Source organism: Vibrio sp. SCSIO 43137 (assembly GCF_028201475.1).
In the GTDB taxonomy this organism is placed as follows: Bacteria; Pseudomonadota; Gammaproteobacteria; order Enterobacterales; family Vibrionaceae; genus Vibrio.
In genome coordinates this window covers 2,190,582-2,204,078 of sequence record NZ_CP116383.1, presented here as the reverse complement: position 1 = coordinate 2,204,078, position 13,497 = coordinate 2,190,582, and the positions used below count along the sequence as shown (strand labels likewise).

Sequence of the window (13,497 nt, the reverse complement as noted above, 5' to 3'; positions counted from 1 at the left end):
TTAAAATATTGACCTAGTCGAGATAATGGCAGGGTAATTATCAGCTTTTTATGGAAAATTTTGTCGAGGATTGCTAACTTGTCCGGCAATCTTTACCGGAGCTGGCTGTTTTCAGATTTATCAATAAGCTGCAAGCAGACAGAAAAAATGCCACCGTTCAGGCATCTGGTAAAGCGTCATGGATGCAAACTAAAAAAATTATTTGGAGTTAAATGCATGTACAAGAATAAAATTACACAGGCACTTTTGCTGGGCGCCAGCTTAACAGTGGCAGCAACTTCTTTTTCTGCTCTGGCTGCTGACGTTCCTGCAGGTACAAAACTAGCTAAGAAACAAGAATTAGTTCGTGGTAACGGTACTGAAGTTGCTTCTCTTGACCCTCAGAAAACTCAGGGTGTTCCAGAGTCACACGTAATTCGTGAACTACTGGAAGGTTTGGTAAACCAGGATGCTAACGGTAATACAATCCCGGGTGTTGCTGAGTCTTGGGAAACGACAGATAACAAGACCTTTGTTTTCCATCTTCGTAAAGATGCAAAATGGTCTAACGGCGATCCTGTAACAGCGCACGATTTTGAATACAGCTTTAAACGTGCTGTTGATCCTGCTACCGCTTCTCCTTATTCATGGTATCTGGAAATGACAACCATGAAGAATGCTGATGACATCATCGCTGGTAAAGCAGATAAAGAAACTCTGGGTGTGAAAGCTCTTGATGACTACACATTCCAGGTTGAACTTGAAACAGCAGTTCCTTACTTTGTTGTAATGATGGGTCACACTACGGTTAAGCCTGTACATAAAGCAACGGTTGAGAAGTTTGGTGATCAGTGGACTAAGCCTGAAAACTTCGTTGGTAACGGCGCGTTTGTTCTGAAGAACTGGGTAGTTAACGAACGTATCGAAATGGTTCCTAACAAAATGTACTGGGACAACGATAAGACTGTTCTGACTAAAGTTACTTTCCTTCCAATCGAGAATCAGGTTTCTGATATGAACCGTTTCTTGGCTGGTGAAGTTGACTTTACCTATGAGATTCCAAACGAGCACTTTAAGCGTCTGAAGAAAGAGCACCCAGATTCACTGTCTATCAAAGGTGATCTGTGTACTTACTACTACATCTTTAACACAAATAAGAAACCATTTGATGATGTACGTGTTCGTAAAGCGCTATCTTACGCTATCGACCGTGATGTAGTGACTAAAGCACTACTTGGTCAGGGCCAGAAGCCTGCGTACTTCCTGACTCCAGAAATTACAGCAAACTTTAACCCTGTAACTCCAGCTTACGGTAAGTTGTCTCAGAAAGAGCGTGATGCAGAAGCGAAACGTCTGCTGGAAGAAGCTGGATTCACTAAATCTAACCCGCTTAAGTTTACTCTTCTGTACAACACTTCAGAAAACCACAAGAAGATTGCTGCAGCCGTTCAGTCTATGTGGAAGAAAGGTCTGGGTGTAGACGTAGCACTTGAAAACCAAGAGTGGAAAACTTACCTGGATTCTAAAGACCAGGGTAACTTTGAAGTGGCTCGTGCCGGCTGGTGTGGCGACTATAACGAAGCTTCTACCTTCCTGACTCTAATGGAAAGTGGTAACACTACTGGTGGTATTCACTATCTAAGCGATGAGTACGATGCACTGATTAAGAAGGCTCTAGAGTCTACTTCTGATGCAGAGCGTGAGAAAATCTATCTTCAGGCAGAAGCTTTGCTAACGAAAGACATGCCTATTGCTCCTATCTATCAATACGTTAAAACTCGTCTGGTAAGCCCTAAACTGGGTGGTTACCCTGTAGGTAACGTAGAAGATAAAATCTACTCTAAAGATCTTTATATCAAAGAGTAATTCTTTACTATAAAACTATAATTATAGGCACTGTGTGTGGAGACACATACAGAGCCTATTTGTTTGTATAACTATTTAACACACTGTCACAGACTGAATAGAGTGAGTTTATGTTTAAATTCATCGCAAAAAGAATATTTGAAGCAATCCCGACGCTGTTGGTATTGATTACAATATCTTTTTTCCTTATGCGCTTTGCTCCGGGTAACCCGTTTTCTACTGAACGCCCGTTACCGCCGGAAGTGATGGCGAACATCAATGCTAAATATGGCCTGGATAAACCGGTCCACGAACAGTATCTGACTTATCTGACTAATATTGTTCAGGGCGACTTCGGTCCTTCATTTAAGTATAAAGACTTTACAGTTAATGAGTTGATCTCAACAGCTCTGCCTGTATCTGCAAAAATTGGTTTTGCTGCCTTTATCTTCACGGTCATTATGGGGGTTAGTGTAGGTACTATTGCTGCGTTAAGGCAAAATACCTGGATTGACTATATAATAATGTCCACCGCAATGTTGGGGGTAGTAATGCCTTCCTTTGTGTTGGCTCCTGCATTGATTTATCTCTTCTCTATTAACCTTGGCTGGTTCCCTGCCGGGGGATGGCTTGACGGCTCCTTTAAATATATGTTCCTGCCGGTAATTGGTATGTCGTTGCTTTATGTTGCAACCTTTGCCCGTATTACCCGTGGTAGCATGATTGAAACGCTAAATAGTAACTTTATCCGTACCGCCCGTGCGAAAGGATTAAGCTACTCTTACATTGTTATTAAACACGCATTAAAGCCAGCTATGTTACCTGTGGTTTCTTATATGGGACCAGCATTCGTAGGTATTATTACTGGTTCTGTGGTTATCGAAACCATTTTTGGTTTGCCGGGCATCGGTAAGCTGTTCGTTAACGCAGCATTTAACCGTGACTATTCGCTGGTAATGGGAGTGACCATTCTGATTGGCTTCCTGTTTATCTTGTTCAACACCATTGTTGATATTTTACTGGCGACTATTGACCCGAAAATTCGTTATTAATTGGGAACGGATATTATGTTAACGAAAAAAGACAATCTTGAAGCGGTTGAAAAGTTTGCAGAAAACTTGGAAGTAGAAGGCCGCAGCTTATGGCAAGACGCCCGCATCCGTTTTATGCGTAATAAGGCGGCAATGGTCAGCCTGGCGATTCTTACTGTAATGATACTGGCAGTGATTTTCCTGCCAATGATCGCTCAGTACACCTATGATGATACTGACTGGTATTCACTGCATGCAGCACCATCTGCAGAGCACCTGTTTGGCACTGACAGCCTTGGACGTGACCTTTATGTGCGTACTCTGGTTGGCGGCCGTATTTCATTAATGGTTGGTGTTCTTGGCGCCCTTGTTGCCGTACTTATCGGTACTCTTTATGGTGCGACTTCAGGCTTTATCGGCGGCCGTACTGACCGTGTAATGATGCGTATCCTGGAAATCCTGTACGCGGTACCGTTCATGTTCTTGGTGATTGTTCTGGTAACCTTCTTTGGCCGGAATATCGTACTGATCTTCGTCGCTATCGGTGCAATTGCATGGCTTGATATGGCACGTATCGTACGTGGTCAGACCCTAAGCTTGCGCAGTAAAGAGTTTATCGAAGCGGCTCACGTATGTGGTGTAAGCAAGTGGAAGATAATTACCCGCCATATCGTACCTAACGTACTAGGTATTGTTGCCGTTTATTCTACTCTGCTAATCCCTAGCATGATTCTGACGGAATCATTCTTATCTTTCCTTGGTCTTGGGGTACAGGAACCAATGACAAGCTGGGGTGCGTTACTGCAGGAAGGTTCGCAGACGATGGAAGTTGCTATCTGGCAGCTGATTTTCCCTGCCTGCTTTATGGTGGTAACACTGTTCTGCTTTAACTACGTTGGTGATGGTCTGCGCGATGCGTTGGATCCGAAAGACAGATAAGCCGCTGGCTTAGAGAATATACTGGAAAGAACAATGAGTTTATTAGATGTCAAAGATCTGCGCGTAGAGTTCACCACACAAGATGGTATTGTTACCGCAGTAAACGATTTAAACTTCTCACTTAACCAGGGTGAAACCCTTGGTATTGTGGGTGAATCAGGTTCAGGTAAATCGCAGACCGTGTTTGCGATTATGGGCCTGCTGGCGAAAAACGGCATTATCAAAGGTAGTGCTAAGTTTGAAGGTAAAGAGATTCTTAACCTGCCGGAAAAAGAGCTGAACAAGGTTAGGGCCGAACAGATTGCGATGATCTTTCAGGACCCGATGACCTCACTTAACCCTTATATGAAGGTGAGTGACCAGCTAATGGAAGTACTGATGCTGCATAAAGGCATCAGCAAAGCAGAAGCATTCGAAGAGTCAGTTCGCATGCTTGAAGCCGTTAAAATTCCTGAAGCACGTAAGCGTATTACCATGTACCCTCACGAGTTTTCAGGCGGTATGCGTCAGCGAGTAATGATTGCAATGGCACTGCTGTGTCGTCCTAAGCTGCTTATTGCTGATGAACCGACAACCGCATTGGACGTAACGGTTCAGGCGCAGATCATGGATCTGCTGAATGAACTGAAGAAAGAGTTCAATACAGCAATTATTATGATTACCCATGACTTAGGTGTTGTTGCTGGTTCTTGTGAGAAGGTGTTAGTAATGTATGCCGGTCGTACTATGGAATACGGCACAGTAGATGAAATCTTCTACAAGCCAACTCACCCATACTCTGAAGGTCTGTTGAAGGCGATTCCTCGTCTGGATACAGAAGGCGAAATTCTGCCGACTATCCCGGGTAACCCGCCAAACCTGCTTCGTTTGCCGACAGGTTGTCCATATCAGGAACGTTGCCACCGTGTAACGGATCGCTGTATGAAAGAATCACCTATCCTGACGCCATTTGGAAACGGCCGTCAACGTGCATGTTTTTCTGACTGGGAGGCTTGGGAGAAAAAATGAGTGCTGAAAAAAATCTGTTATTAGACGTTAAAGATCTGAAGGTTCACTTTAGCATTGCTGCCAAATCTGCATGGCCTTGGACTAAACCATCTAACCTGAAAGCGGTTGATGGTGTTAACGTACGCCTTTATGAAGGTGAGACTCTGGGTGTGGTAGGTGAGTCTGGTTGTGGTAAATCGACTTTTGCCCGTGCCATTATTGGTCTGGTTGAAGCGACGGATGGTGAAGTGATGTGGCTTGGTCAGGATCTGACCAAGATGCAGGACGTTCAGCGCCGTGAAACGCGCAAAGAGATTCAGATGATATTTCAGGATCCTCTTGCCTCACTGAACCCGAGAATGAACATCGGTGATATCATCGCCGAGCCGTTAGAGACCTTCTATCCGGAACTTTCTAAGCAGGAAGTGAAAGACAGAGTTAAAGAGATGATGGCGAAGGTTGGTCTGTTACCTAACCTGATTAACCGTTATCCGCACGAATTCTCTGGTGGTCAGTGTCAGCGTATCGGTATCGCCCGTGCACTTATCCTTAAGCCTAAGATGATTATCTGTGATGAACCTGTATCTGCACTTGATGTGTCAATTCAGGCTCAGGTAGTAAACCTGCTTAAAGAGCTTCAGGGCGAACTGGGCCTGAGTCTGGTGTTTATTGCTCACGACTTATCTGTGGTTAAGCATATCTCGGATCGTGTACTGGTAATGTACCTTGGTAATGAAGTGGAACTGGGTGAAGCTCATGAGCTGTTTGCTGATCCTAAGCATCCATATACTAAAGCACTGATGTCAGCTGTACCGATTCCTGATCCGGATATCGAACGAAACAAACAGATTCAGATGCTGGAAGGCGATCTGCCTTCGCCAATCAACCCGCCATCTGGTTGTGTTTTCCGTACCCGTTGCCCAATTGCAACAGAAGAGTGTGCGAAAACCAAACCATCTCTGAAAGGCTCTGATGTTCATGCAGTATCTTGTCTGCATGCTGACTAACATGGCAGTTTAATTAAGCCTGTGACAGGCTAAAGCGCGGCTTCTTAACGGAACCGCGCTTTTTTTGTATCTTCAATATATCGGATTAGCTATCAGAAGTGTCTGAAAGAGCCCTTGGTGCAAGTTATCTGATAAATAAGGGGATAGGTAGGGACAAGATACATTTTCCACCTAGTCGTTCTCTGATAGCATAAAAAAGGCCAGGCAATAGTCTGGCCTAATCTTACTAAGAGCTGATATTAAGCTTCTGCTGTTTTCATCTCTTCAGAGTCAGAATCGCTATCGTTGGCTTTTTCAAGCATCTTACGAATAACGAAAGAAGAGCCAAGAGCGATAACAACCATCACTACTGCCCAGATAGTAAGGGTAGAGAAGTAGCCGCCGTAAACCGTCTGTACAATCTCCTGAGTCACTTCCTGACCCTTTTCAAGGGCGATAGAAGTAGAGAATACTGCACCAACGATACCACTCAATGCGATTGCTACTGAGAACAGGCTTACAGAGAAGTTCTCGATATGCTTAGGAGCAACAGAAAGGATAAATGCAACCACCAGGCTACCAACAATTACCTCAGCAAATGCCTGGAAGAAGTGAATCACGAAGAACACTTCCGGACGGATGATAACGTCCTCACCGATAGCAAGAGCAGATGCTGCCAGAATACCAAATGCAATTGCAGTCAGTACAAAGGCAAAGCCCACCTTAGTTGCGGTTGAGAAGTTAATACCACGCTTCTCAAGAGAAGAGAACACGATTGAGATAACCGGGCCTGCGACCATACACCAAAGCGGGTTCATCGCCATAGACGCTTCCGGAGCGATTGGGATAAATCCGAACAGGTCACCACGCATAGTGTTAATAGTAACCATGGTCATTGAAGTCATCATCTGGCCGTAGTAGACGAAGAATGCAGTTGTTAGTACGGTCGCAATCAGGATAGTACCCATCTTAAGTGCGTCAGATTTTTTGGACTTAAACATCAGAGAGATAAAGTACAGAATCGCAGCAGCACCGATGGCGTAAACAATATTTTTACCGATATCCATGTTAGAGAACATAAAGAATACCAGACCGATCATTGCGGCAGATACGCACAGGAAGGAGATCCAGTTTTTACTGCTTACGTTGTTCTGGTCAATTTCTGCTGCCACATTCAGAAGTGGTTTTCTGAATACGATCAGAGTAGTACAAGCCAGTGCAGCCATAACTGCAGAGATCATAAAGCTGCCGTTAAAGCCGATGTAAAGAACGAACATCGGGAAAAGGTACTGACCGAAGAAGGCACCAAGGTTGTTAACAGAGTAGTTTACCGGGAAGCCGTTTTCGAAATCTTCTTCGGTAGCAAAAGTACGCTTGTAAAGGCTAGGGTAAGAAGGTGACATTAATCCACGAGCGTAACTTGCCAGAGCGATACCGACCAGACACATGGCGACATTTTGCGCTGAAGCGCCAAGTACAAGTAGTGTGTATCCGGAAGCGAAACCAAGGTAAGCAATAGTTAGTGAGCGGTAAGCGCCAAGAAATTTATCAGCGATAAATCCGCCTGCAATAGCAAACAGAGGACCGATTGATGAAAATGCACCAACAATCATCATGGTATCGGCTTCGTTATAGCCAAGATCTTCAAGGAAAAAACGTGTCAGAATAATCATGACACCGTAATATGATAAGCCAAACATCATTTGGCAGAACATCATAGATCCATTTAGTCTATTCCACATTATATATATCTCATTGTGTTGAAAAGTTAAGTATAAAAATCGGCTAATTATACCATTTGATAGTTTTATATATTGCATATGCTGCATGAGAATATCTAACTAATGGATTAGTAATTCTAATGGGTGTGGGTGTAAATAATTGAAAAGTAATGTATAAAAAGATGCATAAAATTACTGTTAAAATAGTAAATATAAGATTCTATTACTGAAACTGTGACTCAGGAATATAGATTAATATTTCTAATGTATAAAATTTGAGCGGGTTGAATTGATCTATATCAGAAATAGCAGAAAAGAAAAAAGCCAACTCAAAAGAGCTGGCTTTAAATATGGTGGAGGGGGACGGATTCGAACCATCGAAGGCGGAGCCGGCAGATTTACAGTCTGCTCCCTTTGGCCACTCGGGAACCCCTCCAGGGTATTCAGACATTTTAAATGCCTCGGACAGTCCCAATTCTGACCGGATATATCAGTTTCGATTTACAATCAAAACCAAATTGTATGGTGGAGGGGGACGGATTCGAACCATCGAAGGCGGAGCCGGCAGATTTACAGTCTGCTCCCTTTGGCCACTCGGGAACCCCTCCAGGGTATTCAGACATTTTAAATGCCTCGGACAGTCCCAATTCTGACCGGATATATCAGTTTCGATTTACAATCAAAACCAAATTGTATGGTGGAGGGGGACGGATTCGAACCATCGAAGGCGGAGCCGGCAGATTTACAGTCTGCTCCCTTTGGCCACTCGGGAACCCCTCCAGGGTATTCAGACATTTTAAATGCCTCGGACAGTCCCAATTCTGACCGGATATATCAGTTTCGATTTACAATCAAAACCAAATTGTATGGTGGAGGGGGACGGATTCGAACCATCGAAGGCGGAGCCGGCAGATTTACAGTCTGCTCCCTTTGGCCACTCGGGAACCCCTCCAGGGTATTTAGACATCTTAATTGTCCCGGTTAGTCCCAATTCTAACCGCTCTCAAGTGAGGAGCGCATAATAGCAAAATCGAATGTGCTGTAAAGAGATTTATTGCGAATTTGACTCGGTTGCTGGCTTTTTGGGCAAAGATGGCAGAAAGTAACCATTTACAGCAAAAAATGAGCTTAACTTGCTAACAGTAATGTAGATTTCTCTATCTTTACATTACTTTACACATTGCTTACGTTGACTGAAATGTGCCTTGATAGAATGGCGGAATGTTCAAATTATGAGAAGAATAATGAAAAATTACAATCTGGTTGGCTTTATCTGTCTTGCCGTCACGCTTTTTTCAAATGTAACTTTTGCCGCCGGACAGGGTAAAGCATCAGGTCCGGGTAAGGCACGATCAGTTTTTGTTGTGTCTGAAAAAGTAGCCAGTCATGAAATTTCGCAGTCGCTGACATTAATCGGAAAGCTTAAAGCGCGTCAGTCTGTCTCCGTTTCAGCCGAAGTGAGCGGAAAAGTTGCTGCTATCAGTATGAGTGCGAATCAGCAGGTAGAAAAAGGCGATATTCTGATTCGGTTAAATGATGAGAAGGCGAAGGCCTCTGTCGCAGAAGCAACGGCTTATCTTTCTGATGAGAGGAGGAAGTTAACGGAGTTTGAGCGTCTGGCTAAGAAGGGGGCGATTACTCAGACCGAAATAGATGCGCAGAAGGCGAGTGTTGATATCGCCTTGGCAAGGCTTGATGCTGCCAATGCCAGCCTGAAACAGCTCAATATAGAAGCGCCTTTCTCCGGTACGGTTGGTTTTATCGATTTTAGTCTGGGCAAAATGGTCAGTAGCGGTACTGAACTTGTCACGCTGGATAACCTGTCTGTTATGCAGTTAGATCTGCTGGTTCCTGAACGTTATCTTTCTATGTTGAGTAAGGGTATGCGTGTTGATGCCACCACTAATGCATGGAGCAATACGGTATTTAGCGGAGAACTGGTTGGTATTGACAGTCGTATAAACAGCGAAACACTGAATCTGAAAGTACGTATTGATTTTGATAATGCAGAACAAAAACTTAAACCCGGCATGTTGATGTCCGGAACCTTGCAGTTTCCTGCGATTAATGCACCGGTTATTCCTGTTCAGGCTCTGCAATACTCAGGAACGAAACGTTATGTTTACCTGATTAACGGTGACAATAAGGCCATACGCAGAGAAGTCACCCTAGGTGCCCGGGTTGGCAATGAAGTGGTGATAGAAAAAGGGTTAGAAATTGGAGAGCGTATTGTTGTTCAGGGCATTGTAAATATGCGCGATGGTGTCGAAGTGAAAGAACAAAACAGCCAGACACCAGCAAAGAAGGGTTCTGAATAATGTGGTTATCTGATGTATCAGTAAAAAGACCGGTAGCTGCTGTTGTTCTCAGCATGCTTCTGCTGGTATTCGGGATGGTTTCGTTTAGTAAGCTTGCTGTGCGTGAGATGCCGGATATTGAAAATCCGGTGGTTTCTATCTCTACCCGTTATGAAGGCGCTTCTGCCACTATTATCGAAAGCCAGATTACGTCAGTTATCGAGGATCAACTTTCCGGTATCAGCGGTATTGATGAGATCTCATCTACCACACGTAACAGCTCTTCACGTATCAAAGTCACTTTTGAACTTGGTTATGATCTGAACACCGGTGTAAGCGATGTCCGTGATGCTGTGGCTCGTGCTCAACGGGCATTGCCCGATGAAGCGGATGAGCCTCTGGTGTATAAGAACAATGGTAGTGGTGAAGCCTCTCTCTATATTAACCTCAGCTCATCGGAAATGGACCGGACTCAGCTTACAGATTATACAGAACGAGTTCTGGTTGATCGCTTTAGTCTGATCTCGGGGGTGAGTTCTGTGGATATTTCTGGTGCCCTTTACAAAGTTATGTATGTAAAGCTGAATCCTGAACTGATGGCCGGAAGGGGAGTGACGACGACAGATATCACGTCAGCCCTTAAGTCTGAGAACCTTGAAAGCCCGGGGGGAGAAGTCCGCAATGATGCGATTGTTATGTCTGTGCGTACCGCGCGTACCTATAAGCAGGTTGAGGATTTTCAGTCTCTGGTGATCAAAAGGGCAAGCGATGGTTCTCCCGTCTATCTGCGTGACGTTGCTGAAGTCTATATAGGTTCACGCAATGAAAACTCCACTTTCAAAAGCGATGGTGTTGTTAATGTCAGTATGGGTATTGTGCCCCAGTCAGATGCTAACCCTCTAGACGTTGCGGACAGGGTGCATAAAGAAGTGGATGCCATTCAGAAGTTCCTGCCTGAAGGTACCCGTCTGGCCATAGACTATGACTCGACTATTTTTATCGACCGTTCCATTTCCGAGGTTTACAACACCCTGTTTATTACCGGCGGACTGGTCGTACTGGTTCTGTATATCTTTATTGGTCAGGTGCGGGCAACCCTTATTCCTGCCATTACTGTTCCTGTGTCGCTAATTTCAGCATTTATCTCCGCCTATTTCTTTGGTTTTTCGATTAACCTGATTACCTTGATGGCGTTGATTTTGTCTATTGGCTTGGTGGTCGATGATGCCATTGTAGTGGTAGAGAATATTTTCCATCATGTGGAAAATGGCGAGCCGCCTCTTGTGGCAGCTTATAAAGGAACCAGAGAAGTGGGGTTCGCCGTCGTTGCGACTACTTTGGTTTTGGTGATGGTATTCCTGCCTATCTCCTTTATGGATGGCATGATCGGCCTGATGTTTACCGAGTTTGCTGTTCTGCTTTCAATGGCGGTTATTTTCTCCTCTCTTATTGCATTGACTCTTACACCGGTGCTCGGCAGTAAAATTCTAAAGTTGAATGTAAAACGTAATGCTTTCAACCGGGGGATTGAATTCTTGTTTGCTAAGCTGGAATCCGGTTACCGCTATTTGCTTGCTAAGGTGATGAGAGTTCGTTTGGCGGCTCCCCTGATTATTCTTGCCTGTATTGGGGGCAGTTACGGCCTGATGAAAACCATTCCTTCTCAGTTAGCTCCGGCAGAAGACAGGGGAGTTCTTCTCGCCTTTGTTCGTGGTGCCGATGCCACTAGTTATAACCGCATGTCAGCCAATATGGACCTGGTAGAGTCACGTTTGATGCCACTGCTGGGCAAAGGCGTACTTAAATCCTTCAGCCTTCAGACGCCGGCCTTCGGTGGTAGTGCAGGGGATCAGACTGGTTTTGTTATTATGATCCTTGAAGACTGGGATGTGCGAACGGTGTCTGCGCAGCAGGCGCTCGGCATGGTTCGTAAAGCTTTGACAGGCATTCCTGACGCAAGGGTTATTCCGTTTACTCCGGGGTTCAGGGGCGGTTCCAGTGAACCGGTTCAGTTTGTATTGGGTGGCTCAGACTATAGCGAGCTAAAACAGTGGGCTGAGCTACTTAAACATGAAGCAGAAAATAGCCCTATGATGGAAGGGGCAGAAATTGACTACTCTGAGAAAACACCAGAGCTAGTGGTTACTGTGGACAAACCAAAGGCTGCTGAGTTAGGTATTAAGGTTTCAGACATTTCAGATACGCTGGAAATCATGCTAGGAGGTAAGAGCGAGACTACCTTTGTCGAGCGAGGTGAAGAGTACAGCGTTTATTTAAGGGGTGATGAGAACCACTTCAATAATGCTCAGGATCTTAGTCAGATCTATATGAAGACGGCCAGCGGAGATTTGGTAACACTGGATGCGGTAACAAAAGTTGAAGAGGTCGCCTCGGCTATTCGTCTGTCTCACTACAATAAGAAGAAAGCGGTAACGGTAACGGCTAATCTGATTGAAGGTTATACCCTTGGTGATGCGTTAGATTATCTGGATGCCAAAGCAATAGAATCTTTGCCGGGTGATATTGCGATTAGTTACTCAGGTGAGTCAAAAGATTACAAAGAGAATCAGTCCAGCATATTAGTGGTGTTTGGTCTGGCTCTTCTGGTGGCTTATCTGGTGCTTGCGGCGCAGTTTGAAAGCTTTATTAACCCGCTGGTAGTGATGTTTACCGTACCTATGGGGGTATTTGGTGGTTTCTTAGGGCTGTTCTTTATGAGTCAGGGGCTGAATATCTATAGCCAGATTGGCATGATCATGTTGATAGGAATGGTGACTAAAAACGGAATTCTGATAGTGGAATTTGCTAACCAGCTTAGAGACAGAGGCATTGAGTTTGAGAAGGCGATTATTAATGCCGCAGCCAGACGTTTACGCCCGATTATGATGACGGCCTTTACTACTCTGGCTGGCTCAGTTCCATTGATAACATCAAGTGGGGCAGGCTATGAAAGCCGGGTTGCGGTGGGTACTGTGATTTTCTTTGGTATGGCGTTTGCCACAATAGTGACCTTGTTCGTTATTCCTGCTATGTACCGTTTAATTTCTGCTACTACTCAGGCGCCGGGTCATGTAGAACATGAGCTAAATAAACAATTGCAACATGATACCAAGGCAAGAACCAGTCATGGATAAGCAGATTTAGTTATGAAAAGGCCGGACATTAGCAATAGTGTCTGGTTTTTTTATTTAGAGTCGGTGAAAGATATTTAGAACAACGAAGGTATAGAAAGAGAGTGATTTATATAGTTTGATAAAGCGGAAAGGGTGTTTCTGAAATGATTAAAGGGTGGGCATTTTCACGCCCTCCTTTAATAATCATATTAACTAATAAATTTTAAAATTCAATTAGTTAATCAAAGCAAGTACGGTTGAAGCGGCAACGATGGCTGCACCGATAAGACGTACAAAAATTGGTGCTTCATTGTACTCTGTGATGTCGCTGTTGTGCCAAGTTTTCAGTGCGCTGCGTAGATCTCTGTTTACCATAATACTGTCTCCCATTGTGGGGTTAAATCATAAAGTGAGGTACCTTTAATGTTCGCTATACTGCGTCTATCAAGTGTATTTTGATTGTATATACACTGAAATATAAATGCAATCAAATTGTCATAATTAAATCAAATTAATTTTCATTGACAGAGCTAATGATAAAAATTGATTAATTAATAGACGAAATGGTTAAAAATAAGGAGATCAAATTAAAGATCTTC

The 13,497-nt window shown here is 44.1% G+C and carries 9 protein-coding genes and 4 tRNA genes; 7 read left to right on the top strand and 6 right to left on the bottom strand.

Annotated features, from left to right (window positions below):
• Window positions 1-216 precede the first annotated feature (216 nt).
• The 5 genes from PK654_RS10245 (at window position 217) to oppF (ending at window position 5,788) form a co-directional block, all read left to right on the top strand.
• A complete protein-coding gene (locus PK654_RS10245) occupies window positions 217-1,845 on the top strand; it encodes an ABC transporter substrate-binding protein (RefSeq protein WP_271695699.1) in 1,629 nt (542 codons plus the stop codon).
• Between the two features lie 110 nt (window positions 1,846-1,955).
• Window positions 1,956-2,876, top strand: a complete 921-nt coding sequence (gene oppB, locus PK654_RS10240) for an oligopeptide ABC transporter permease OppB (RefSeq protein ID WP_271695698.1) — start codon at window positions 1,956-1,958, stop codon at window positions 2,874-2,876.
• A gap of 15 nt (window positions 2,877-2,891) precedes the next feature.
• Complete coding sequence (oppC, locus tag PK654_RS10235) at window positions 2,892-3,794, top strand: oligopeptide ABC transporter permease OppC (RefSeq protein ID WP_271695697.1); 903 nt, start codon at window positions 2,892-2,894, stop codon at window positions 3,792-3,794.
• Between the two features lie 33 nt (window positions 3,795-3,827).
• Window positions 3,828-4,802: an ABC transporter ATP-binding protein gene (locus PK654_RS10230; RefSeq protein WP_271695696.1), complete on the top strand. Its 975-nt coding sequence runs from the start codon at window positions 3,828-3,830 to the stop codon at window positions 4,800-4,802.
• Window positions 4,799-5,788, top strand: a complete 990-nt coding sequence (gene oppF, locus PK654_RS10225) for a murein tripeptide/oligopeptide ABC transporter ATP binding protein OppF (RefSeq protein WP_271695695.1) — start codon at window positions 4,799-4,801, stop codon at window positions 5,786-5,788. The genes PK654_RS10230 and oppF overlap by 4 nt, the downstream gene beginning before the upstream one ends.
• 239 nt (window positions 5,789-6,027) lie before the next feature.
• Here the strand turns inward: oppF and PK654_RS10220 are convergent, their stop codons facing one another.
• From PK654_RS10220 to PK654_RS10200, 5 genes are all read right to left on the bottom strand, one after another.
• Window positions 6,028-7,509, bottom strand: a complete 1,482-nt coding sequence (locus PK654_RS10220) for a peptide MFS transporter (protein ID WP_271695694.1) — start codon at window positions 7,507-7,509, stop codon at window positions 6,028-6,030.
• 330 nt (window positions 7,510-7,839) lie between these two features.
• Window positions 7,840-7,924: transfer RNA gene (locus tag PK654_RS10215), tRNA-Tyr, on the bottom strand.
• 87 nt (window positions 7,925-8,011) lie between these two features.
• A tRNA-Tyr gene (locus PK654_RS10210) sits at window positions 8,012-8,096 on the bottom strand.
• An 87-nt stretch (window positions 8,097-8,183) separates the two neighbouring features.
• Window positions 8,184-8,268: transfer RNA gene (locus tag PK654_RS10205), tRNA-Tyr, on the bottom strand.
• Window positions 8,269-8,355: 87 nt separating this feature from the next.
• A tRNA-Tyr gene (locus PK654_RS10200) sits at window positions 8,356-8,440 on the bottom strand.
• Window positions 8,441-8,732: 292 nt separating this feature from the next.
• On the opposite strand from PK654_RS10200, the gene PK654_RS10195 reads away from it, so the two are divergent.
• Together PK654_RS10195 and PK654_RS10190 are read left to right on the top strand one after the other, a co-directional pair.
• Window positions 8,733-9,806, top strand: coding sequence for an efflux RND transporter periplasmic adaptor subunit (locus tag PK654_RS10195; RefSeq protein ID WP_271695693.1), 1,074 nt, complete (start codon window positions 8,733-8,735; stop codon window positions 9,804-9,806).
• On the top strand, window positions 9,806-12,919 hold the full coding sequence (locus tag PK654_RS10190; RefSeq protein WP_271695692.1) for a multidrug efflux RND transporter permease subunit: 3,114 nt from the start codon (window positions 9,806-9,808) through the stop codon (window positions 12,917-12,919). Before PK654_RS10195 ends, PK654_RS10190 begins: the two co-directional genes overlap by 1 nt.
• Before the next feature lie 213 nt (window positions 12,920-13,132).
• Here PK654_RS10190 and PK654_RS10185 read toward each other — a convergent pair whose 3' ends face one another.
• On the bottom strand, window positions 13,133-13,273 hold the full coding sequence (locus PK654_RS10185; RefSeq protein WP_271695691.1) for a hypothetical protein: 141 nt from the start codon (window positions 13,271-13,273) through the stop codon (window positions 13,133-13,135).
• Between the last annotated feature and the right edge of the window lie 224 nt (window positions 13,274-13,497).